The organism is Blastomonas sp. CCH1-A6, assembly GCF_001556365.1.
GTDB lineage: Bacteria > Pseudomonadota > Alphaproteobacteria > Sphingomonadales > Sphingomonadaceae > Blastomonas > Blastomonas ursincola.
The window spans coordinates 1-22,336 of the sequence record NZ_LSIS01000538.1; the positions used below are offsets into that span (position 1 = coordinate 1).

Sequence of the window (22,336 nt, forward strand, 5' to 3'; positions counted from 1 at the left end):
GTCCATCGCCCCCCCCTCCCGCCAGCCTCAGAACGCCAGCACCATGCAGTCTTGGGCCACGGTGACCTTTCCGGTGCACCGATCGCCCATTCCGTGCGTGGACATCGCCCGCACCAACGCCCTAGTCTTCCGCCACCATGATGCCTTCGATCGCGCCGAGCCGATCGATCTCGGTGCGCACGACGTCGCCCGGCTTGAGAAACTGGCGCGGGTTCATCGCCGCGCCGATGCCGCCAGGGGTGCCGGTGAACAGGCAATCGCCGGGCTCCAGCGTCATGCCGACCGACAGGTGCTCGACCTGCTGCCACACGTTGTAGACGAGGTGGCCGGTATTCGAGCTCTGCCGCTCCTCGCCGTTGACGTAGCAGCGGATGCCCAGATCATGCGGATCGCCCAGCTCGTCGGCGGTGACGATCCAGGGGCCCATCGGTGCGTGGGTATCGAAGCTCTTGCCGAGCGACCATTGCGGTACGGCATGTTGCCACATGCGCTCGGTCACGTCGTTGCCGACACAATAGCCGAAGATCGCGGCAGACGCGTCGGCAGCGGCAATGTGCTTGCCGCCCTGGCCGATCACCGCCACCAGTTCGGCCTCATAATCCGGCGTCATCGTTCCGCGCGCGATCAGGATCGGATCATAGGGAGCGTTGACGCTGGTCTGCGCCTTGGTGAACCAGACCTGCCGCTCGGGCGTGCCGAGGCCGCTTTCGGCGATGTGGTCGGCATAGTTGAGGCCGATGGCGAAAATCTTGCCGGGGCGCTGAACCGGGGCTTCGAGCCTCACCGAAGCGAGCGGTACCCCGCCACCGCTTGCCGCTCTCGTCTCAAGCTCGGGCTTCAACCGGTCCCAATCGCGGATCAGGTCGATCATCGAGCCCGGCACGCCGGTCTCGACCACTGTGTCGTCGACGACAATCCCGGTGCGGGTGACGCCATCGGCAGTGAAGGTGCAGAGTTTCATGGATCAGGCTTCCTTGGGTGAGCGGGCAAAGAGGCGCTTCAGGCGCAGCTGCAGCGCGGTGACGAAAGCGACAAGGCCAGGCGGCGGGGCCATCCTGCCGGCGAACATCGGGTGCGGTGCGCCCCATTGGACCGCGAGCAGCGCCTGCATCGTCTGTTTGGCGGGTGGGTCGGCGGCGGTGAACAGATCTCCGTCGGTCCAGTGCTCCAGCTCGTTGCCGAACGGGTCTTTCCAGTAATCGAAGATCTGGCTGCCCATGATGTGCCGCCCCACGCCCCAGGCAGCCTGGCGCTCGCGGACCTTGAGATACTCGTGGCCAAGCATCAGGTCATCAAGGCTTTCGACTTCAAAGGCTGCGTGAAGCAGTCCGAGAGAGCCGGGGAGCTGGGCGAGAAAGATGGTGTGGTGATCGGACGGCACGTCTCCCCGGTCGCAGCGCATGAACGCACCCAGCGGGACGCCCGGCGCCGCCTCGATCTCGTCGGAGGTGAGGAAACCGAAGCGGTCCTTCCACCACCGCTCCGAGGCGCGGAAATCGCTCACCTTGAGCACCGCATGACCGATCCGGCGAACATGCGCGGGGGCGGGCTCCAGTCGGATCGTCTCGCGCTGCCGAGGCTTGTCGGCCGCGGAGTTGAACCGTGGGCGAGGGCAGGGGGCGGGCGCCTCGCATTGCTGGCCCGCGACCACCTCGACGCGGTATCCGTCCGGATCGGCAAGGCGGACGACCATGCCGCCGCCGGGCTCTTCCAGAGGCTCGACGGCAACGCCTTCCTGGGCGGCCAGAATTTCCAGATCGGCAATGCTGGCAGCGCGCAGCCCAACCGCAAGGAATGTTGCTGCCCCCGGCTCGGTTGCATGGATGAACGGTCGTCCGTCGCTGCCCTTGCCGTAGAGCCTTCCGCCCTGTTCGAAGCAGGAGAGCCCGAAATCCTCGAGAAATCCGCGCATCAATGCAAGGTCGGGCACGGCAAACCGCACATGCGCGATGTCCTCGACCTTGATGATCGCCATGACCCACTCCTTTTGTGCGTCCGGCATCGCATGCCGAATCATATATGACTATTTGGTCAAAATGGTTGATTTTGACTGTCTGGTCAAGTAGGGCTCGGGTATGTCCAGTCAGACGTTTCCAGAATCCCGGCCGTCCCGCACCGGGAGAACCCGCGTGGCTCTCATCGCTGCGGGGCTCGATCTCATGGTCGATCGTCCGATCGATGCCATTCCGATTGACGATTTTGTTGCACGGGCGGGGGTCGCGAAGGGCAGTTTCTTCAACCACTTCAAGGACAAGCACGATTTCGCCGCCGCCGTGGCCGCCGAGGTGCGGCTGGAGGTGGAGGCGGAGGTGGCGCGCGCCAATGCAGGCGTGAGCGATCCCGTCGCGCGCATCGCCGGAGGGATGGCCGTGGCCGCGCGTTTCGCAGTCGAACAGCCGCGCCGGGCGATGGTGCTGCTGCGCAGTCAGGTGCCCGCCACCAACCAGTCGCATCCGCTGAACCGCGGGCTCAGTGACGATATCGAAGCGGCGCTGGAACAGGGCCTGCTCCAGCCGGAGGCGCGCCAATCGGGCGTGCTCTACTGGCTCGGCCTTTGCCAGGTGTTGATGATGCACCTTGTCGAGACGCGCCCTTCGCGCCAGGTCGCCGCGGTTCGGCTAGGCGACATGCTGCTCATGGGGCTGACCGGGCTAGGTGCTCCGGCCGCACATGTAGAAGAGATCGTGTGTGCAGCCCGGACGCAGCACGAAGGCATGGCATCCATCCCGGCTCGCCCAGTTGTGGCGAAGCGCTAGCGCGCAGATAGATCGCAAGGAGCCCGACAATCCCAGCAGGTTCGATAATCTGAACCGGGCGGCGCGCAATGCCGTCGCCGGGGTCTAATCACGGGACAGCGATGTGGCAATGCCCTCAGCCTGGTCGTTCAGCCCGGCACAGTCTACGCCGCCAAGCCGAGATATCGCCGACATCAAGCCGCAACTTGGACGTTACAACATGGACCATGCCCCCATCATGGCCGATTGGCGGTGGTGGGTCTCGCGTCCGGAATAAGGTTTTTGGACATTGGCGGAAGAGGTGGGATTCGAACCCACGGAGAGCTTGCACCCTCGCCGGTTTTCAAGACCGGTTCCTTAAACCACTCGGACACTCTTCCACAGACAGCGCCAGGCGCGCCAGTGCGGGCCCAGTGTGCGGCGCGGTTGTTAGCCGAGGTGGTAAAATCTGGAAAGCGAAACTTGCGGGCAGCATGCCCGCGTGGTTCAGCGCCGGTCAAGCGTGGCCATGGCGGGATGGGTGCATGATCTGTGCCCTTTCCCCCGCACCGGCTTGGTGGCACAACCGCCCCTGGGAGTATCGCATGAATTTCAATATCGTACACTCGGCTGCGGTGCGCGCATGCGCCGTCATCAGCACCGCTGCGCTGCTCGCCTGCGGCAGTCCCAGTACGGCGCAGCGCGAGATCGTCCAGCCGTTACCGGGCGCGGAGGCGAAGGCAGCGCAGACCCAGGGTTTCCAGCGCTATCTCGACAGTGTCGCCGCCCGCGCGCGGCGCGAGGGCGTGTCGCAGCGGACGATCGATGCCGTGCTGCCGACGCTGAGCTTCGACGAAAGCGTGGCCGCGCTCGATCGTCGTTTCGCGCCGACTCTGCCCGGACAGAGCTTTCCCTCATTCGGTCCCGAAATGGCCAAGCGCATCAACGCCGCCAAGATTCGCCAGGGCCAGCAGGTCTATGCCGACGAGGCCGCCCGGCTGGTCGCGATCGAGCAGAAGACGGGGGTGCCAGCCTCGATCATGGTCGCAATCTTCGGGCATGAAACCAACTATGGCACGCTGCTGGGCAAGACCGACTTGCCGCGCGCGCTCGCGACGCTGGCTTATGAAGGGCGCAGGCGCGACCTGTTCGAGGGCGAGCTGATCGCGGTGCTCAAGATGGTCGATCTCGGCGTGCCACGGTCGGTACTGCGCGGCAGCTATGCCGGCGCCTTCGGCTATCCGCAGTTTCTGCCCTCGGTCTATCTCAAGCTTGCCAAGGACGGTGACGGCGACGGCAAGGCGGAAATCTGGTCGAGCCGTGCGGATGCCTTTGCCTCGATCGCCAATTACATGGTCGCGGCCGGCTGGCAACGCGGCGAACCCTGGGGCTTTGCCGTCTCGATTCCTTCCACGATAAACCCGGCCGCCATTGCCAATCGCGAGACCGTGACCAAGTGCGCCCGCGCCATCGAACGGCATAGCGAGTGGAAGACGCTCCGCGAATGGAAGGCGCTGGGCGTGGTGCCGCGCGGCGGCGTGTGGCCCGGCGACGACAGGATCAAGGCCTCGCTGCTGTTGACGCCGGGGCTCGATGCGCAGGGCTATCTTCTGACGCGCAACTATCGGGCGATCCTCGACTATAATTGCTCCAATTACTATGCGATGTCGGTAGGATTGCTGGCAGACGGCGTGCGCAACTGATCGGCCGGGCAAAAGGGGGAAGCGGGATGAGGAACTGGATGATCGTGAGCGCAGGGCTCAGCCTCGCGCTGACCGGATGCGGCGGGGGCAGCACCGTCACGCGCAGCCTCGAGACCGCGCCGCCCAAGACAGCGGGCGGCGTCACCGACTATCCGGTGAAGCTGGGCGAGCCGTATCAGCTCGGCGGCATCACCTACACGCCGAGCGATGCCTTCAATTATGATGAGACCGGCTATGCCAGCTGGTACGGGCAGGAGCTGGGCGGGCGCAGCACCGCCAATGGCGAAACGTTCAACCCCGAAGCGATCAGCGGCGCGCATCGCACGTTGCCGCTGCCCAGCTATGTCGAGGTAACCGCACTCGACACCGGCAAGACCATCCTGGTCCGGCTCAACGATCGCGGACCGGCAGCGCCCGAGCGTCTGCTCGATCTGTCGCAGGGCGCAGCGCGCCAGCTGGGCGTGCTGGGGCAGGGCTCCTTTGCCGTACGCGTACGCCGGGTCAATCCGCCCGAGGCCGAGCGCGCGAGGCTGCGCCAGGGCCAGGAAGTCGCGGCGCGGATGGATACGCCCGAATCGCTGCTGGTGCCGCTGCGCCGCAAGCTCGAAGGCAAGCCAAAGCCGGCCAATCTGGCGTCGATCCCGGCGGCAGATGCCGCGCCGGCACCCGTCGTGGCAGACGCAGGCACCAAGGCCAGCCCCGAAATCAAGCCCGCACCGGGCTCGCGAACCCCCGCAGGACCGGCAGCAGCGGCTGCCAAACCGGCCGCGCAGCTGCCATCCCCGACCCCCCGCACCCAGGGCAGTGACCGCTTCATCGTCGAGGGCGAAAAGGGGGGCAGGGGCGGCCGGCCGCAGATGGCCGAGAACAGCACCGGCGACAATCGCGCGACGCTCGCCCCCGCGCCTGCTGTGCCGCCAGCAGCGGCGGCGGCCGGCTCCTATTTCGTCCAGGTCGCATCCTTCTCTTCCAAGGCGCGGGCTGACGAACTGGCCAGGCGGATCGGCGCCAAGACCGTCGCGAGCGCCGATGGCAAGCTGTTTCGTGTCCGCTATGGTCCCTATCCTGATGCAAATGCCGCGCAGCAGGGGGTTACGCTGGCGCGTCGCAAAGGCTATCAGGGGGTACAGATTCAGCAGGACTCCGGTCGCTGACACAGACGGGCCAGTCAAAGGCCTGCGTCCCTGCAACACGCACACCATGGATACCGCATGAAAACCCCGATTATCGGTCTCACCCTGTTTTCGCTGCTGGCGACGCCGCTGGCGGCTGCCGCCCCCTCTTATGTCTCCGAAGCCCCCATCGCCCATATGACCGACCTGTCCTCGGGTGCGGTGCTGTTCTCGCGCGATGCCGACAAGCAGATTCCGCCCGCATCGATGGCCAAGATGATGACGGTCTATGTCGCTTTCGACCTGATCAAGAAGGGCGAGCTGAAGCTCGACCAGACGCTGCCGGTCTCCGCCGAAACCTGGAAGAAATGGAATAACCAGGGGTCGAGCATGTTCCTGGCGGTCGGCAGCAAGGTCACCGTCGCCGACCTGCTCGACGGCATCGTCACGCTTTCCGGCAATGATGCCTGTGTCGTGCTCGCCGAAGGCATAGCCGGGTCCGAAGAGGCGTTCGTCGACATGATGAACAAGAAGGCGAAGGAAATCGGCCTTGCCAACAGCCGCTTCGGCAACAGCAACGGCTGGCCCGACGAGGGCGTGACCCAGGTGACAGCGCGCGATCTGGCGACGCTCGCCACCGCGACGATTCGCAACCATCCCAAGCTGTACAAGCGCTTCTATTCCAAGGGCAGCTTTACCTGGAACGGGATCACCCAGCCCAACCGCGATCCGCTGCTCGGCAAGGTGGCGGGAGCCGACGGCCTGAAGACCGGGCATACCGACGAGGCGGGCTATGGCTTTACCGGCTCGGCCGAACAGAATGGCCGCCGTCTGGTCATGGTCGTCGCAGGTCTCGACAGCTTCAACGGCCGGGTCGATGAATCGGTGCGCTTCATGAACTGGGGCTTCAAGGCGTGGAAGTCGGTGCCACTGTTCACCAAGGGCAAGACCGTCGATACCGCGCCGGTGCAGCAGGGCAGCATGCGCGAACTGCCGCTCGTCGCGCCGCGCGACCTGGCGCTGACGCTGCCGCGCACGGCCGATACCGACAAGGTCTCGCTCAAGGTCGTTTATCAGGGCCCGCTCAAGGCGCCGATCGCCAAGGGCCAGCAGGTCGCCAGCCTGATCGTCTCCGCACCGGACATGCAGCGCCAGGTGATGCCGCTGGTCGCGGGCGAGGCGGTTGAGGAGGCTGGGTTTTTCGGACGCATCTGGGCCGGTATCCTCTCGTTCTTCGGCGCCTGACCGGCGATGCGGGGGCGCTTCATCTCGATCGAGGGCGGCGAGGCGGTGGGCAAGTCCACCCAGATTCGCCTGCTCGCCGATTGGGTGAAAGGCCAGGGACGTGATGTCACCGTCACCCGCGAGCCGGGCGGCACCGACAGCGCAGAGGCGATCCGGACGCTGTTGCTCGAGGGCGGCGCCGACCGCTGGAATGCGCGCAGCGAGGCTTTGCTATTCGCGGCGGCGCGCGCCGACCATGTCGCAAGGCTGATCCGCCCGGCGGTCGAGGCAGGGGGCTGGGTCATCTCCGACCGGTTCGTCGACAGCAGCCGGGCCTATCAGGGCGCCGCCGGGGGGCTTGGGGACGAGGCGATCCTCTCGCTGCACCGGTTCGGCTCGGAAGGCTTTCTGCCCGATTGCACGATCCTGCTCGAACTGCCCGCCGACGAAGCGGCGCGGCGCGCCACGGCCCGTGACGGCGCGAATAGCGACCGGATCGGTGGGCGCGATGCCGCATATCATGCCAGGGTCGTTGCCGCTTTCCGCAGCTTTGCCGAGGCCGAGCCGCAGCGGTTCCGCATCATCGACGCCAGCGGTCCGAGCGAGCAGGTGCATGCGCGCATCGTCGCGGCCCTGCAGCCGCTGATGGCATGACGTCATGAAGGCTTCGACCGCACACTGGAAGGGCCATGCCGAGCCGGAAACGACGCTGCTGCGCGCATTCCAGGCGTGTCGGCTGCACCATGGCTGGCTGCTCGCCGGGCCCGAAGGGATCGGCAAGCGCAGCTTCGCGCTCGCAGCCGCCGCGCATCTGCTGACGCGCTCGCCCGATCATCGGGGCGACCATTTCGATGGAGATATGGATAGCCCGTCGGGGCGACTGCTGCTGCAGGACAAGCACCCCGACTGCCATTACATCACGCTGGGGCCCAAGGACGACAAGGAGGCGCGCAAGGCCGAGGACGGCAAGCCGTTCGAGACCGCGCGCAACATCAAGGTCGATCAGATCCGCAGCTTGCAGAAGCGGCTCACGGTCCGCCCCAGCCTGGCCGATCGCCGGGTGATCATCTTCGACTCCGCCGATCTGATGGAGCGCAACGCGGCCAATGCGCTGCTCAAGAGCCTTGAAGAGCCGCCTGCGGACACGGTGTTCCTGTTGATCGCGCACAATCCGGGCCGCCTGCTACCGACGATCCGCTCGCGTTGCCTGGTGCTCGATTTTCCCGCGCTCGACGATGCCAATATGGCGGGAGCCTTGCGCGCCGCGCGGCCCGAATTGCCCGAGGGCGAGATTGCGGCGCTGGTGCGGCTGGGCCAGGGGGCGCCGGGGCAGGCGCTGAGCTTTGCCGGACTCGACATGGCGAAGATCGATGTGCTGCTCAGCGAGATTGCGGATCATGGCGACAGCACACATCGGGCGCGGCTGGCACTGGGCGCCCTGGTGGCGAACAAAGCCAATCGCGACAGGTTCCAGGCGCTGCTCGCCTATGCGCCGCGTTTCGCCGCCCGGCGCATTCGCGATCTGCGCGACGAGCGGCTGCCGGGCGCGATCGCGGCCTGGCAGGAGATCGGGGCGCTCGCCTCGCGCGCGGTGGTGCTCAATCTGGATGCCTCGGCCGTGGCGTTCCAAATTGGCAGCTTGCTGGCACGGCTGGCCCCGCCTAGATAGGCGCTCATTACCGGCCAACCTCGACTAGAAACGGCAGACATCACCGCCATGGGCGAACCTTATTATATCACCACCGCGATCAGCTATCCCAATGGTCGCCCGCATATCGGCCACGCCTATGAGGCGATCGCCGCCGATGTCATCGCGCGTTTCCAGCGGCTGATGGGCCGTGACGTGCGCTTCCAGACCGGTACCGACGTGCATGGTCTGAAGATGCTGCAAAAAGCGCGCGAGCTGGAGACCACGCCGCGCGCGCTGGCGGATGAAATGTCGCAATATTTCAAGGAAATGTGTGACAGACTTGATGTCAGCTATGATCGCTTCATCCAGACCTCGGAGGACGACCACCACCGCGCCAGCCAGGCCATCTGGCAGGCGATGGAGGCCAATGGCGACCTGTATCTCGATCGCTACGAAGGCTGGTACTCGGTCCGCGACGAGGCCTATTATGGCGAGGACGAGCTGGTCGAAGACGGGCAGGGGGGCAAGGTCTCGCCCCAGGGCACGCCGGTCGAATGGACGGTCGAGGAAAGCTGGTTCTTCCGGCTCGACCAGTATCAGGACAAGCTGCTGGCGCTGTACGACGAGCATCCCGAATTCCTCCAGCCCGACAGCCGCCGCAACGAGATTGTCAGTTTCGTCAAATCGGGCCTGCGCCCGCTCTCGGTCTCTCGCACCAGCTTCGACTGGGGTGTCAAGGTGCCGGGCAGCGACGGGCATGTCATGTATGTCTGGGTCGATGCACTGACCAACTATCTGACCGGGCTTGGCTATCCCGATGCGAACAATCCGCTGATGAAGTACTGGCCAGCGGACCTGCACCTGATCGGCAAGGATATCGTGCGCTTCCACGCCGTGTATTGGCCCGCCTTCCTGATGAGCGCCGGAATTCCGGTGCCCAAACAGGTATTCGGCCATGGCTTCCTGCTCAACAAGGGCGAGAAGATGTCCAAATCGGTCGGCAATGTCGTCGATCCGATCGCGCTGGCCGATGCGTTCGGCGTCGACCAGCTGCGCTATTTCCTGCTGCGCGAAGTCAGCTTCGGCCAGGACGGCAGCTATTCGCCCGAAGCGATCGCGCAGCGCGCCAATGCCGATCTCGCCAACAGTTTCGGCAACCTCGCCCAGCGGATCCTGAGCTTCATCGCCAAGAATCTCGATGGCGCGCTGCCTGCGGTGCACGGCCACACGCCTGCTGACGAGGCACTGTTCGCGACGCTGGAAGAGGCGCTGCAGCGTGATCTGCCCAAGGCGTTCGGTGAGCTGGCTCTATCGCAAGGGCTGGAAGCGTGGATGCGCGCGGTGTTCGCCTGCAACGCCTATGTCGACGAACAGGCACCCTGGGCGCTGAAGAAGACCGATCCCGAGCGGATGCAGACGGTGCTGGCGACGCTTTATATCGCCATCGCCCAGCTCGCGATCGCGATCTCGCCGGTGATCCCCGGCAGCGCGAAGGCCCTGCTCGATCATATGGGCGTGCCCGATGACGCGCGCAGCATCGCCGGGATGGGCACGCACTGGTACTCGCCGCTGGCCGAGAGCGATTTCGCGATCGCTACGCCCAAGCCGCTGTTCCCGCGCATCGAGCTGCCGGCGGAAGACGCGGCCTGATGCTCGTCGATTCGCACTGCCACCTCAATTACAAGGGCATGGCCGAGCAGCAGGCGGTGCTGCTCGAGCGCGCGCGCGCCTCGGGCGTGACCGCTATGCTCAACATCTCGACCCGTGCCAGCGAGTGGGACGACGTGACCGCGACCGCGCATCGCGAGGCGGATGTCTGGGCAAGCATCGGCATCCATCCGCACGAAGCCGACGCGCATCCCGACATGGATACCGCGCGGCTGGTGGCGCGCGCCGAAATCGATCCGCGCGTGGTCGGCATCGGTGAGACCGGGCTCGATTATTATTACGACAAGTCGGACCGCGACGAGCAGCGCCGCTGCTTTCGCGCGCATATCGCCGCCGCGCGCCAGACCGGCCTGCCGCTGATCATCCACACCCGCGATGCCGAGGCCGATACCGCGGCGATCCTGGCCGATGAAATGGGGAAGGGCGCCTTCCCCGCCTTGATCCATTGCTTCACCGCCAGCGCCGATTTTGCCGCCAAGGTGCTCGACATGGGCTTGTCGATCTCGATCTCGGGCATCGTCACGTTCAAGAATGCCAAGGATTTGGCCGCCGTTGCTAAGGACATTCCTGCAGACCGGCTGCTGGTGGAAACCGACGCACCGTTCCTGGCGCCCGTGCCGCATCGCGGCAAGCAGGGCGAACCCGCCTTTGTCGCCGATACCGCCCGCTTCCTCGCCGATCTGCGAGGTGAAAGCTACGAACAATTGTGCGAGACGACCTCGCGCAACTTCTTCGCGCTGTTCAACCGGGCGCGCCCGTGAAGGCGATTCTGCTCGGCTGCGGCACTTCGGGCGGAGTGCCGCGCATCGGCAATGACTGGGGCGAATGCGATCCGGCCAATCCGCGCAATTGCCGAACGCGTGTCTCGGTCATCATCGAGCATGATGCCCAGCGCATCCTGGTCGATACGTCTCCCGATTTGCGGCACCAGTTGCTGCGCGAACAGATCGGCGAACTCGATGCGGTCATCTGGACGCATGACCATGCCGACCATACGCACGGGATCGATGATCTCCGCGCGCTCTTTCACCGCACGCGCCAGCCGATAGCCGGCTATGCCAAGGACTATACGCTGCAGAGCCTTGTCACCCGTTTCGACTATGTTTTCGAAGGTGGTGACGGTTATCCGGCGACCGTTTCGGCGGCCGCGCTCGGCGATGAACAGGCGATCTGCGGGTTGACCGTGCGCACGGTCGACCAGCCGCATGGACCGGTTCTTTCGACCGGGCTTCGCTTCGACCTACAGGGTCGGTCGATCGTTTACGCCACCGATTTCAGCCATTTCACTGACGAGATGGTCGCGCTTTATGCAGGATGCGACCTGCTGATCACCGACTGCCTCCGGCACGAGAAGCACCCGACGCATGCCAGCCTGCCCATGGCGCTGCAACTGGCCGAGCAATGCGGCGCGCGGCATACGGTGCTGACGCATATGGACAAGACACTCGACTATGCCGCGCTCTGCCTGGAACTCCCCGAAGGCGTCGAGCCGGGTTACGACGGGATGGTCGTCGATCTGGACCGGATCGCGCCATGAGCGAGAGCGATACTGCCAGCCTGGTCTATAGCCTGATGCTGCTGGTCCTGGTCGGCAGCGCGCTGATCTCGCGGGCGCTGCCCATCGGGCAAACGATCAAGATGGCCTTGGCCTGGATCGGCATCTTCGCGCTGATCTTTCTGCTGGTGAGCTTTCGCCCCGAAATGAAGCTGATCTGGCAGCGCATATCGGCCGAACTCGGGCTCGCCAGCGCGCCGGAGATCACGGGCGCGCCGTTGACGTTGCGCAAGCGCGAGGACGGCCATTTCTGGGTGACCGCCGAGGTCAATGGTCGTCCGATGCGGTTCATGGTCGATAGCGGCGCAACCTTTACCGCGATCTCGACCCAGGCAGCCGAGGCTGCCGGGATCGAGCCGGGCGGTTTGGGTCTCAAGACGGTGATCGAAACCGCCAACGGCATGGTCGAGGCAGACCGCGCGTCGATCGCGGACCTGCGCGTCGGTTCGCTGGCGATGCGCGATCATGACGTGCTGATTTCGGACGGGCTCGGCGAGACCAATCTGCTCGGCATGAACTTTCTGTCCGAGCTGGAAAGCTGGCGCGTCGAGGGGAGCAGCATGATATTGGTGCCGCGCCAGCCCAGCCGCTGAATGCCTTTTAATTTAACATAATATATATTATCGGACTTATGCTCATGACCGACCAGACCGTTCCGTCCAGCGCTTCCCCTCAATCGCCGGTGCCACTCGACCGGCTGGTGGCGATCATGGCGCGACTGCGTGACAAGGAGCACGGTTGTCCCTGGGATATCGAGCAGACGTTCGAGACGATCGCGCCGTACACGATCGAGGAAGCCTATGAGGTTTCCGATGCCATCACGCGCGCCGATATGGCTGCGCTCAAGGACGAGCTTGGCGATCTACTGCTGCAGGTCGTGTTCCACAGTCGTATGGCCGAGGAAGCCGGGCATTTCTCGGTCGCCGATGTGATCGCCTCTATCAGCGACAAGATGGTGCGGCGGCATCCGCATATCTTCGCCGACCAGTCGGTCGAGGCCTGGGATTGGGAAGCGATCAAGGCCGAGGAACGCAGCAGTGGCGGTGCGGAGAGCGCGATGGATGGCGTCGCGCTCGCGCTGCCGGCGCTGATGCGTGCGCAGAAGCTTCAGAAGCGCGCCGCGCGGACTGGATTCGACTGGCCCGATGTCATGGGTGCGATCGAGAAGATCGGCGAGGAGATCGAAGAACTGCTCAATGCCGAGACCGAGGCCGAGCGCGCCGAGGAAGCCGGAGACCTGCTGTTCGCTGCGGTGAATGCGGTCCGGCACATGGGCGTGAGCGCCGAGGATGCGCTGCGCGCGGCCAATGCCAAGTTCGAACGCCGCTTTCGCGCGATGGAGGCGATCGCTGGTGACGGTTTTGCCGATCTGCCGCTCGACGACAAGGAAGCCTTGTGGCAGCGCGCCAAGTGGGGCGAGAACAAGCTATAGCGCCTGGAAGCGGCCCCAGTCCTTGTCCGACAGGCGCACCGAAAGCGCCATGTCATCCCCCTGCTCACGACTTTCAAGCACTTCGCCATGCTGGTGCAGCCAGGCGATCCGCTGGCCGTCATGGCGAGGCAAGGTCACATCGTGCACCCGGTGACCGATGACCAGCGCCTGCGATGCTGCGCGCAGCAGGTCGCCAACGCCCTCGCCGGTGAGCGCCGACATCGGACAGACCGTGCGGTCGCGCGGTGCCGTAGCGATCAGCCGGTCGCGGGTTTCCTCGTCCAGGACATCCCATTTGTTCCATGCTTCGATCAGTGGCACGGCAAGCCCCTCGCCCGCCAGCACCGGATCGAGTTCCATCCCCAGATCGGCCAGGATCGTTTCGACCGACTGCGCCTGCATGTCCGCCTCGGGATGCGACATGTCGCGGACATGGATGATGAGATCGGCCGAGAGCACCTCTTCGAGCGTCGCGCGGAAGGCGGCGACCAGTTCGGTCGGAAGGTCCGAGACGAAGCCGACGGTATCGGACAGGATGACCTTCTCGACCCCGTCGAGCCGGATCGCGCGCATCGTCGGATCGAGCGTCGCGAACAGCAGATCCTCGGCCATGACTCCGGCGTTGGTCAGCCGGTTGAACAGCGTCGACTTGCCCGCATTGGTATAGCCGACCAGCGCGATGACCGGCCAGGGCGCCTTTTGCCGCCGCTCGCGATGCAGCCCGCGCGTGCGCTTGACCTGTTCGAGCTCGCGACGCAGCTTGGCCATGCGGTCGCGGATCATCCGGCGGTCGGCCTCGATCTGCGTTTCGCCGGGGCCACCGAGAAAGCCGAAGCCGCCGCGCTGGCGCTCGAGATGGGTCCAGCTGCGCACCAGCCTTCCTGCCTGATAATCGAGATGCGCCAGCTCGACCTGCAATCGTCCTTCGGCTGTCGCGGCGCGCTCGCCGAAAATTTCGAGGATGAGGCCGGTGCGGTCGATCACCTTGACCTTGAGCCGCTCTTCCAGATTGCGCTGCTGGATGGCCGAGAGGCTGCCATCGACGATCAGCAGTTCGGCCTTCTGATCCTCCAGGCTGTGCGCGATGATCTCGACCTGTCCCCCGCCGAACAGCGTGGCGGGCCGCGCCGTGCGGATCCGGAACGCATGTGCGGCGCAGACCTGGATTCCGATAGCGAGCGCCAGCCCCCTCGCCTCTTCGAGACGCGCGTCAGCGTCCACGGAGCCGCGGCGGCCAAGATCGGGATAGGCTATCACCGCGCGGGCACCGCGCGCGAATTCAAGGGTCTGCGGGTCGGTCAAATGTCAAATATATCCTAGTCCGCCCCCGCAATCCACGAGGTCAGTCATCATCGCCTTCGGCATCGCCCCAGTCGCCGGTCAGATCGATCGGCGCATTGGGCTGCACGGTCGAAACCGCATGCTTGTAGGCCAGCTGCGCCATGCCTTCGCGCTCGAGCAGCATGCAGAACAGGTCATAGGCGGCGACCTTGCCCTGCAGCATCACGCCGTTGATCAGGAACATGGTTACCGGAACGCCTGTTTCCTGCACGGTGCGCAGGAACACTTCCTGCAGGTTGCGGTTCTTGGCGCTCTTTGCCCCCATCAACCCAGCAAACATGCCCAGGTCGATCGGCTGCGCCGGCATGACGGTGGAGATCGCATGCTTATATACCAATTGCGACTGGCCATCGCGGCGGAGCATCACCGAGAAATTGTCGAACCAGGTAACGATGCCCTGCAGTTTCACGCCCTTGACCAGGAACATGGTCACGGGAATTTTCGATTTTCTCAGGGAGTTGAGGAAAACATCCTGAATGTTCTGAGCCTTTTCGGTCATTTTTGACCCCCGGTCTTGGTGGCGACGTTGCGCCACGGTTCATGAAAAGCCGGTGCGACACATCCCGTCCCGGCTGCGCTTGGAGGACGCCGTCTATACATAGTGCGGATGCTGCACCGCGCCAATGCCCAGTTTGCGGGTATTTGCGGTTTGTTGCGCGGATTCTAGCGGTCGTGCAGCCCCAGCAGCTTGAGCTTGCGGTGCAAGGCCGAGCGCTCCATCCCGATGAACTCTGCCGTTTTGGAGATATTGCCCGAAAAGCGCCGGATCTGGATCTTGAGATATTCGCGCTCGAAGCTCTCGCGCGCCTCGCGCAGGGGCACTCCCATCAGGCTGGATATCCCTGCAGCGCGGCCGCCATCGCCCTGGACCAGCTCGGGCGGCAGCATGTCGACATCGATCCGCGCCAGCCGTCCGCGCGGCGCCAGAATGATCGTCCGCTCGATGACGTTGCGCAGCTGGCGCACATTGCCCGGCCAGTTATAGCTCTGCAACGCCGCCATCGCCTCGCTGCTCGTCTCGGGAGGGGTGATGCCATGCTCGCTGGCAAAGCGCGCGACATAATGTTCGACCAGCGCGGGAATATCGTCGCGGCGGTCGGTCAGCGCCGGGATTTCCACCGGCACCACATTGAGCCGATAGAACAGGTCCTCGCGAAAACGCCCTTCGGCAATCTCGTTCTCCAGATTGCGCGAGGTGGCGGAGACGAAGCGCACATCCACCTTGATCGGCCGCGTCGAACCGACGCGCGAAAAGCTCTGGTCGGTCAGCACGCGCAGGATTTTGGCCTGGGTCGATTCGGGCATGTCGGCGACCTCGTCGAGGAACAGCGTGCCGCCATGCGCGCGCTCGAGCAGCCCGGGTGTAGCCAGCTTGCCCTGGTCCTCCTCGCCGAACAGCTCCTGCTCGAACCGGTCAGGGGTCATGCGCGCCGAGTTGACCGTGATGAACGGGCCCGACGAACGCGCGCTCCAGCTGTGCAGCAGCCGCGCTGCTACCTCCTTGCCGACGCCGGCAGGTCCGGTGATGAGCAGCCGGCTGCCGCTATTGGCAACGCGCTTGAGCGTGGCGCGCACGGTGTTGATCGCGCTCGAATTGCCGGTCAGTTCGTCGGAAATGCCGAGCTTTTCGCGCAGCTGCGCATTCTCGCGGCGCAGCCTTGCGGTCTCGGTGCCGCGCGAGACCATGTGGATGAGCCGCTCTGCCTCGAAGGGCTTCTCGATGAAGTCCATTGCCCCGCGCGAAATGGCGGACACCGCCGTGTCGATATTGCCATGGCCGGAAAAGATGATCACCGGAAGGTCGGCATCGCGCGCCTTGATCTCGTCGAGCAGTTCGAGGCCGTCGAGCTTGCTGCCCTTGAGCCAGACATCAAGCAGCACCAGCGAGGGGCGGCGCTCGTCGATTGCGGCCAGCGCCTCGTCACTGCCGCCAGCGGTGCGGCAGAGATAGCCTTCGTCCTCCAGCACGCCAGAGACCAGCTCGCGGATGTCGCGCTCGTCATCGACGATGAGAATTTCCAGGGGCATGTTCAATTGCTTTCCTTGTCCTGCGCGGTCGGGCTCAGCTCGGCACGGGCCCGGGCCGGTCGCGAAGTCATGGTGGTCATCTTTTCGGTGCCGGAACGCTGGTCGTCCGAAGCGGGATCCTGCAGCGCGCCGGCCTGGAGCAGCACCGTATCCATGCGGATCGTCACCCGCGTGCCGCCCTGATCATTGGGTTCGAACGACAGTTCGCCATAATGCTCCTCGACGATCTTCTTGACGATGGCGAGGCCCAGGCCCGTGCCCTTTTCCCGCGTCGTCATATAGGGTTCGACAATACGGTCACGGTCCGCAGGCAGGCCGATGCCGTTATCGTCGAGCGTGAGCACGAGATACGGTTCCTGGCGGAACACGGTTGCGGTGACCGCGCCGGAATAGTCCTGCTCGATCTGCTGCCGCGCCTCGATCGCCTCGACCGCGTTCTTGAGGATATTGGTGACGGCCTGGCCGATCTGGCGCCGGTCGCAGCACAGATCGCTGCCCTCGTGGGCGCCTTCCGCGGCAAAGCGGATCGCCGGGTGCGCGACCTCCTGCAGGAAGATCGCCTGGCGCACCAGATCGAAGAAATTCTCTTCGCGGAACACCGGCTTGGGCATGCGCGCGAAGGACGAGAACTCGTCGACCATGTTGCGCAGATCGCCGACCTGGCGGACGATCGTGTCGGTCAGCTGGCCGAAGGTCGCATCGTCCTCGCTCACCTTGCTGGCATAGCGGCGCTTGAGCCGTTCGGCGGCGAGCTGGATCGGGGTGAGCGGGTTCTTGATCTCGTGCGCGATCCTGCGCGCGACGTCCGACCAGGCGGCCTGGCGCTGGTCGACCAGCTGCTGGGTGATGTCCTCGAAGGTGATGACGATGCCATAGGGCTCGCGCACCACGCGCACCGCCAGGGTGAGAAGGTCGTTCTCCCGCGAATACTGGATCACCGCTTTCTCGGTCCCCTCGCCCACCAGCCGGGCAAAGGGCGGCGCTATGTCGGAAAGCGTGCAGCCCAGGCAGTGCGCGACCTCGGTCTGCAGCAGCCGCTGTGCGGTACTGTTCATCAGCCGCACCACGCCCATCGGATCGACCGAGATCACCCCGGCGCTGACCGATTCCAGTACCGCCTCGGTAAAGGCGCGGCGATCGTCGAGCTGGCTGTTTGCGCGGATCAGTGCCGAGGTCTGCTCGGCGAGGCGGCTCGCCATGCGGTTGAACGCGCGGCCCAGAACCCCGACCTCGTCCGTACGATTGGCGGTATCGACCCGGATGGCGAAATTGCCGGTGCTGATGTCGCGTGCGGCCCCCGCCATGTCGGTCAGCGGACGCACCATCCGGTCGGCGAACTTGAGCGCCGCCCAGAGCGCCACCGCAACGAGCAGCAGCGAGACGAAGAACAGCGCGATGTTGAACTGGACCTGCAGGTTCTGCGAGCGCGAGAACAGCGCCTTGTAATCGGTGAGCACCGTCTGCGCGCGTTCCCACTGGCTGAGCGCCAGTTGGTTCGAGGCGCGGGCGACATAGAGATAGATCTTGGCCTGGCGGTCGATCGGCGTGACCACCTCGATCCGGTCCGCCTCAGCCGAGACGACCGCGGTCTCGCCCTTGTCGAGCTGGCGGATGATCGCGGGGCTGACCCGGTCGGACGAGGTGCGGTTGTCCGGATCGACGATCGCGGCGGTCCGCAGTACGCCATCGGACCCGACCTCGACGATCGCCGACTCGTTCATCTTGCGCCCGGCGACCTGGAAGACATAGGCCTCAGCAAATTCGGGGCTGTCGATCCGCGTCTGCTGCAGATATTGGCGCAGGTCGCTCGCCATGGCGACGGTCTCGGCTGAGACGTCGCGCCGTCCCTCCTCATAATAACCGCGCGCCAGGTCATTGGCATTCTCGAGCATCGTGCGTGCACGCTCGGAAAACCAGAACTCGACGCCGTACTGGAACAGCAGCGAGGTGATCACGACGACCAGCAGCATCGGGATTGACGAGATCAGCGAGAACAGGGCGACGAAGCGGACATGGAGCTGGCCGGTGCCCTGCTCTCCGCTGGCATTGGCACGGCTGATCGCGACACGCCGTCCGATCAGCGCGAGCAACGCCATGGCCGGCACCAGATTGGCGACCAGCAACGTCGCGGTGACCGGTGCGGGCACCATCGCCTCGCGGCCCTGATAGCTGCTCACCAGCCACCAGGACAGGCCGAGCATCCCGATCAGCAACAGCACGCAGCCGATCTCGAGCGCGGGAAACAGGCTGCCTCGGCGCATCATCACCGCGAACCGGCGGGTCAGGCGACTCTTTCTGTTGGGAAGCTGTGCGGCAGACGCGGGCATAGTGTTCAGTTTACAACAGTTGCGTTGCCGGAATACAAGAGGTTTCAGCGCATGCGGCGGATATCACCGCATTTGGCAACCGTTTCAGCGCAGCTCGCCGTTCGCCATGCCGTGCTCTACCAGTTTCTTGCGCAGCGTGTTGCGGTTGATGCCCAGCACCGCCGCAGCCTTGACCTGATTGCCGTCGCAACGCCGCATGATCGCCTGAAGCAGCGGAATCTCGAAGGCCGCGAGCGCCTTGTCATAGACGGCGCCGTTCTCCGGGCGTTCGGTCAGCAGGAAGCGGCTCACCGCCTGTTCGAAATCGCTCTCCTCGCGGCGCGTCTCGCCGGTGCCGAGCGCTGGCTCGTCGAAGATGCTGCCCAGCGCATCGGCGGTGATCAGGTCGTCGCGGCTCATGATCACCGCACGGAAGACCAGATTGCGCAGCTCGCGGACGTTGCCGCGCCAGTTGCGCCGCTGCATTGCGGCGATGGCGCTATCGTCGAAGCTCCGCCTAGGCAGCCCCTCCTGCACCGCCAGCGCCAGAAAATGGTCGACCAGCGCGGGAATGTCGCTCAGCCGGTCGCGCAGCGGCGGCAGGTCGATCGGCACCACGTTGATCCGGTAATAGAGGTCCTCGCGGAACAGCCCGGCCTCGATCAGCGGGCCGAACGGCTTGTTGGTGGCTGCGACGAAGCGGACGTCGAGCTCGATCTCGCGATGGCCACCGACCCGTGTGATGCGTCCGGTCTGCAGCGTGCGCAGCAACCGCGTCTGCGCCTGCATTGGCATGTCGCCTATCTCGTCAAGGAACAATGTCCCGCCATGCGCCTGTTCGAACTTGCCGATCGACTGAGCCACCGCACCGGTAAACGCGCCCTTTTCATGCCCGAACAGCTCGGATTCGATGAGTTCGGCCGGAATCGCGGCCATATTCACAGCGACGAACGGGCCCTGCTTGCGATGGCCGAGCTGGTGGATCGCCTCGGCCACCAGTTCCTTGCCGGTGCCGGATTCGCCCAGGATCAGCACCGACAAGTCGTTGCGCAGCACGCGCGTGATCATGCGGTATACGTTCTGCATCGGCGCGCTGCGCCCGACCAGCGGCAGCCCGCTATCGGCGGGGTCGGCATCGGCATTGCCCGACACGTCGCCGCTGCGCGCGATCGCCTGGAGGACGGCGCGGATCAGTTCGTCGAGATCGAACGGCTTGGGGAAATACTCGTACGCCCCTGCCTCGCTCGCGCGAACGGCGGTGTCGAGGGTATTCTGCGCCGAAAGCACGATGACCGGCGTGTCGGGTTGGCGTTCGAGCACGCTGCCCAAGGTCGCGATCCCGTCGCCATCCTCGAGCATCACATCGGTGAGGATCGCGGCGTAGCGCTTGCTCGCCACCAGCGCGTTGCGCCGCGCGATCGACGTGCAATGGTCGACGCTGCACCCCTCGGCCTCGAGCGCGGCCATGATCACCTGGCTGATCGCGCGGTCGTCCTCGACCAGCAGAATCGATTTGGCCATATGCGTCAGCCCTCTTGCGGTGCCAGCGGCAGGAACAGGCGGAAATGGGTGAGCCCCGCAGCGGAATCCCGGTCGTGCACGATCCGCCCGTTCATGTCGCGCACCAGCTTCTGGACCAGCGCGAGGCCCAGCCCCTGCCCGGTCTTCTTGGTGGTGACGAAGGGCGAGAAGATATCCTCGGCAATGTCGGTATCGATGCCCGGGCCATTGTCGGTCACGCGGATCTCGACGGGCAGCCGGATATAGCGGTCGTCGCGCGAAAGCCGCAGCCGCACGCCGCTGACGAACTTGGTGGTGAGCGTGATGCAGGCGTCCGGCTGCCCCTCCATCGCCTCGCGCGCGTTGGTGATGAGGTTGAGCAGGATCTGCACCAGATTGTCGGCATCGGCGAGCACGGGCGGGATCGAGGGATCGAACCGCTCGATAAAGCGCACCGTATCGGGATGCGCGGTCTCGACGATCTCGCGCACCCGGCCGAGCGGTTCGTAGATATTGCACGGCTTCATCGGCGCGGCGGTGCGGCGAGTGAGCGACTGCATCTGGTCGATCAGCAACGCGATGCGGTCGACCTCCGCCGTGATCAGGCCCGAGAGTCTGCGCCCTGCCCCGTCGAGCTGGCGCTCGATCAATTGCGCCGCGCCCTTGATCGCGGCGAGCGGGTTCTTGATCTCGTGCGCCAGAATGTCGGGCCCGCGCACCGCAAAGCCTTCTGTGCCCGCCTCACTGTCGAACAGCGGCGATCCCGCACCCGATTCACTCAGCACCAGCAGCTGCCAGCCCTCGCCCTGCCCCACCGGGCTCAGCGAGATATCGACCTTGCGCGTGCTGGTGCGGCCGATATGCACGCGCATGCCGTGCGCCGCCAGATTGGTGTCCGGCTGGTTGAGCGCCGCCCCGATCCGGGCATCGTCGAATTGCAGGAATTCGGACAGCGGTCGCCCGACCAGACGGCGCGCGCTCTGCTCGAGCATGTTTTCCGCCGCCGCATTGGCTGCTGCGATCGTCCGGTCCGCGTGCAGCATCACCACCGCCATCGGCAGGCTCTGCAGCTGCGCGGCGGCGTCCGGCGCCAGACCGGAATGCTGCTCCATCAGGCGGCGGCGCGGCGCAGCCAGGGGCGGTAGAATTCGCCCAGCATGGCGAGAACCTGATCGGGATTGTCGAGCGTGTTCATCTTGTTGCGCAGGTCCGCCGAGCCGGGCAGGCCCTTGGTGTACCAGCCGAGATGCTTGCGCGCCATCTTGACGCCCGTCTCGGCCCCGTAGTGATCGAGCATCGCGTGATAATGCTCGACGATCACGCCATATTGTTCGTCCAGATCGGGATCGGGCAGCGTCTCGCCGGTGCGCAGCGCGTGCATCACCTGGCCGAGCAGCCACGGCTTGCCATAGGCGCCCCGACCGATCATCACACCGTCTGCACCGCTCAGCTCGAGCGCCTTGCGGGCATCGTCGATGCTGCAGATATCGCCATTGACGATCACGGGCAGCTTCACCGCCGCCTTCACCTTCGCGACGAACGCCCAGTCGGCGCTGCCCTTGTACATCTGGTTGCGGGTACGACCGTGCACGGTGATCATCTTCGCGCCCAGATCCTCGGCGATGCGCGCGAGTTCGGGGGCGTTGAGACTGTCATGACACCAGCCCATGCGCATCTTGACCGTTACCGGCACCTTGACCGCATTGACCGTCGCCTCGATCAGCTTCGCCGCGAGCGGCAGGTCACGCATCAGTGCCGATCCGGCATCTCCATTGACCACCTTCTTGACCGGGCAGCCCATGTTGATGTCGATGATTGCCGCACCGCGGTCCTCGTTGAGTTTCGCCGCCTCAGCCATTTCATATGGCCCGCAGCCGGCAAGCTGCATCGATACCGGCTCTTCGACCGGATGCCAGGCGGCCTTTTGCAGCGACTGGCGCGTCTCGCGGATCATCGCCTGGCTGGCGATCATCTCGGTGACATTGAGCCCCGAGCCATAGCGGCGCACCAGCGTGCGGAAGGGCATGTCGGTCACGCCGGTCATTGGCGCGAGCAGCACCGGCTCGTCGATCTGGAGCGGGCCGATCTGGATCGGCTTGAGAAGAGGTTCTTGGGTCATGGGG

Annotated in this window: 20 protein-coding genes and 1 tRNA gene; 11 read left to right on the forward strand and 10 right to left on the reverse strand. The window is 65.1% G+C overall.

Going from position 1 to position 22,336, the window contains the following annotated elements:
* Positions 1-121: 121 nt before the first annotated feature.
* Together AX735_RS23085 and AX735_RS23090 are read right to left on the reverse strand one after the other, a co-directional pair.
* Complete coding sequence (locus AX735_RS23085) at positions 122-961, reverse strand: fumarylacetoacetate hydrolase family protein (protein WP_066284949.1); 840 nt, start codon at positions 959-961, stop codon at positions 122-124.
* Positions 962-964: 3 nt separating this feature from the next.
* Positions 965-1,975, reverse strand: coding sequence for a VOC family protein (locus tag AX735_RS23090; RefSeq protein ID WP_066284997.1), 1,011 nt, complete (start codon positions 1,973-1,975; stop codon positions 965-967).
* A 154-nt stretch (positions 1,976-2,129) separates the two neighbouring features.
* Here AX735_RS23090 and AX735_RS23095 point away from each other — a divergent pair, with 154 nt between their 5' ends.
* A complete protein-coding gene (locus AX735_RS23095) occupies positions 2,130-2,756 on the forward strand; it encodes a TetR/AcrR family transcriptional regulator (RefSeq protein ID WP_066284951.1) in 627 nt (208 codons plus the stop codon).
* Positions 2,757-3,025: 269 nt separating this feature from the next.
* Here the strand turns inward: AX735_RS23095 and AX735_RS23100 are convergent.
* A tRNA-Ser gene (locus AX735_RS23100) sits at positions 3,026-3,115 on the reverse strand.
* 204 nt (positions 3,116-3,319) lie between these two features.
* On the opposite strand from AX735_RS23100, the gene AX735_RS23105 reads away from it, so the two are divergent.
* The 10 genes from AX735_RS23105 to mazG are packed head-to-tail and all read left to right on the forward strand — an operon-like array spanning position 3,320 to position 13,038.
* Entirely contained in the window at positions 3,320-4,417 is a 1,098-nt protein-coding gene (locus tag AX735_RS23105) for a lytic murein transglycosylase (protein ID WP_082751284.1), read from the forward strand.
* A 26-nt stretch (positions 4,418-4,443) separates the two neighbouring features.
* Positions 4,444-5,571 (forward strand): septal ring lytic transglycosylase RlpA family protein, encoded by a 1,128-nt coding sequence (locus tag AX735_RS23110; RefSeq protein WP_137776217.1) that lies wholly within the window; start codon positions 4,444-4,446, stop codon positions 5,569-5,571.
* Between the two features lie 57 nt (positions 5,572-5,628).
* Entirely contained in the window at positions 5,629-6,774 is a 1,146-nt protein-coding gene (locus AX735_RS23115; RefSeq protein WP_066284955.1) for a D-alanyl-D-alanine carboxypeptidase family protein, read from the forward strand.
* Positions 6,775-6,780: 6 nt separating this feature from the next.
* Complete coding sequence (gene tmk, locus AX735_RS23120; RefSeq protein WP_066284957.1) at positions 6,781-7,407, forward strand: dTMP kinase; 627 nt, start codon at positions 6,781-6,783, stop codon at positions 7,405-7,407.
* Positions 7,408-7,411: 4 nt separating this feature from the next.
* On the forward strand, positions 7,412-8,422 hold the full coding sequence (locus AX735_RS23125) for a hypothetical protein (protein WP_066284959.1): 1,011 nt from the start codon (positions 7,412-7,414) through the stop codon (positions 8,420-8,422).
* A 48-nt stretch (positions 8,423-8,470) separates the two neighbouring features.
* Positions 8,471-10,033, forward strand: a complete 1,563-nt coding sequence (gene metG / locus AX735_RS23130) for a methionine--tRNA ligase (protein WP_066284961.1) — start codon at positions 8,471-8,473, stop codon at positions 10,031-10,033.
* The gene (locus AX735_RS23135; protein ID WP_066284965.1) at positions 10,033-10,812 is read left to right on the forward strand and encodes a TatD family hydrolase; all 780 of its coding nucleotides are present in this window, start codon (positions 10,033-10,035) and stop codon (positions 10,810-10,812) included. Before metG ends, AX735_RS23135 begins: the two co-directional genes overlap by 1 nt.
* On the forward strand, positions 10,809-11,588 hold the full coding sequence (locus tag AX735_RS23140; protein ID WP_066284966.1) for an MBL fold metallo-hydrolase: 780 nt from the start codon (positions 10,809-10,811) through the stop codon (positions 11,586-11,588). The genes AX735_RS23135 and AX735_RS23140 overlap by 4 nt, the downstream gene beginning before the upstream one ends.
* The gene (locus AX735_RS23145) at positions 11,585-12,199 is read left to right on the forward strand and encodes a retropepsin-like aspartic protease family protein (RefSeq protein ID WP_066284968.1); all 615 of its coding nucleotides are present in this window, start codon (positions 11,585-11,587) and stop codon (positions 12,197-12,199) included. The genes AX735_RS23140 and AX735_RS23145 overlap by 4 nt, the downstream gene beginning before the upstream one ends.
* A gap of 44 nt (positions 12,200-12,243) precedes the next feature.
* Positions 12,244-13,038, forward strand: a complete 795-nt coding sequence (gene mazG, locus AX735_RS23150; RefSeq protein ID WP_066285005.1) for a nucleoside triphosphate pyrophosphohydrolase — start codon at positions 12,244-12,246, stop codon at positions 13,036-13,038.
* Here the strand turns inward: mazG and hflX are convergent.
* From hflX to dusB, 7 genes are all read right to left on the reverse strand, one after another.
* Complete coding sequence (hflX, locus tag AX735_RS23155) at positions 13,033-14,340, reverse strand: GTPase HflX (protein WP_066284972.1); 1,308 nt, start codon at positions 14,338-14,340, stop codon at positions 13,033-13,035. The genes mazG and hflX overlap by 6 nt on opposite strands.
* 40 nt (positions 14,341-14,380) lie before the next feature.
* The gene (gene hfq, locus AX735_RS23160) at positions 14,381-14,914 is read right to left on the reverse strand and encodes an RNA chaperone Hfq (protein ID WP_273301305.1); all 534 of its coding nucleotides are present in this window, start codon (positions 14,912-14,914) and stop codon (positions 14,381-14,383) included.
* 128 nt (positions 14,915-15,042) lie between these two features.
* Positions 15,043-16,407, reverse strand: a complete 1,365-nt coding sequence (ntrX, locus tag AX735_RS23165; RefSeq protein WP_060979110.1) for a nitrogen assimilation response regulator NtrX — start codon at positions 16,405-16,407, stop codon at positions 15,043-15,045.
* A 2-nt stretch (positions 16,408-16,409) separates the two neighbouring features.
* Positions 16,410-18,671, reverse strand: coding sequence for a sensor histidine kinase (locus AX735_RS23170; RefSeq protein WP_231750238.1), 2,262 nt, complete (start codon positions 18,669-18,671; stop codon positions 16,410-16,412).
* A 147-nt stretch (positions 18,672-18,818) separates the two neighbouring features.
* Positions 18,819-20,234, reverse strand: a complete 1,416-nt coding sequence (locus tag AX735_RS23175) for a sigma-54-dependent transcriptional regulator (protein ID WP_066284978.1) — start codon at positions 20,232-20,234, stop codon at positions 18,819-18,821.
* A 5-nt stretch (positions 20,235-20,239) separates the two neighbouring features.
* Positions 20,240-21,325: a two-component system sensor histidine kinase NtrB gene (locus AX735_RS23180; protein ID WP_066284980.1), complete on the reverse strand. Its 1,086-nt coding sequence runs from the start codon at positions 21,323-21,325 to the stop codon at positions 20,240-20,242.
* Positions 21,325-22,332 (reverse strand): tRNA dihydrouridine synthase DusB, encoded by a 1,008-nt coding sequence (gene dusB, locus AX735_RS23185; RefSeq protein WP_066284983.1) that lies wholly within the window; start codon positions 22,330-22,332, stop codon positions 21,325-21,327. The genes AX735_RS23180 and dusB overlap by 1 nt, the downstream gene beginning before the upstream one ends.
* Positions 22,333-22,336: the final 4 nt, after the last annotated feature.

Coding starts and splice junctions, on each gene's coding strand:
- AX735_RS23115 (WP_066284955.1), top strand. CDS start 5,629: ATGAAAACCCCGATTATCGGTCTCACCCTGTTTTCGCTGCTGGCGACG.
- mazG (WP_066285005.1), top strand. CDS start 12,244: ATGACCGACCAGACCGTTCCGTCCAGCGCTTCCCCTCAATCGCCGGTG.
- dusB (WP_066284983.1), bottom strand. CDS start 22,332: ATGACCCAAGAACCTCTTCTCAAGCCGATCCAGATCGGCCCGCTCCAG.
- AX735_RS23170 (WP_231750238.1), bottom strand. CDS start 18,671: ATGATGCGCCGAGGCAGCCTGTTTCCCGCGCTCGAGATCGGCTGCGTG.
- AX735_RS23135 (WP_066284965.1), top strand. CDS start 10,033: ATGCTCGTCGATTCGCACTGCCACCTCAATTACAAGGGCATGGCCGAG.
- AX735_RS23145 (WP_066284968.1), top strand. CDS start 11,585: ATGAGCGAGAGCGATACTGCCAGCCTGGTCTATAGCCTGATGCTGCTG.
- ntrX (WP_060979110.1), bottom strand. CDS start 16,407: ATGCCCCTGGAAATTCTCATCGTCGATGACGAGCGCGACATCCGCGAG.
- tmk (WP_066284957.1), top strand. CDS start 6,781: ATGCGGGGGCGCTTCATCTCGATCGAGGGCGGCGAGGCGGTGGGCAAG.
- AX735_RS23175 (WP_066284978.1), bottom strand. CDS start 20,234: ATGGCCAAATCGATTCTGCTGGTCGAGGACGACCGCGCGATCAGCCAG.
- AX735_RS23125 (WP_066284959.1), top strand. CDS start 7,412: ATGAAGGCTTCGACCGCACACTGGAAGGGCCATGCCGAGCCGGAAACG.
- AX735_RS23085 (WP_066284949.1), bottom strand. CDS start 961: ATGAAACTCTGCACCTTCACTGCCGATGGCGTCACCCGCACCGGGATT.
- AX735_RS23105 (WP_082751284.1), top strand. CDS start 3,320: ATGAATTTCAATATCGTACACTCGGCTGCGGTGCGCGCATGCGCCGTC.
- metG (WP_066284961.1), top strand. CDS start 8,471: ATGGGCGAACCTTATTATATCACCACCGCGATCAGCTATCCCAATGGT.
- AX735_RS23180 (WP_066284980.1), bottom strand. CDS start 21,325: ATGGAGCAGCATTCCGGTCTGGCGCCGGACGCCGCCGCGCAGCTGCAG.
- AX735_RS23090 (WP_066284997.1), bottom strand. CDS start 1,975: ATGGCGATCATCAAGGTCGAGGACATCGCGCATGTGCGGTTTGCCGTG.
- AX735_RS23110 (WP_137776217.1), top strand. CDS start 4,444: ATGAGGAACTGGATGATCGTGAGCGCAGGGCTCAGCCTCGCGCTGACC.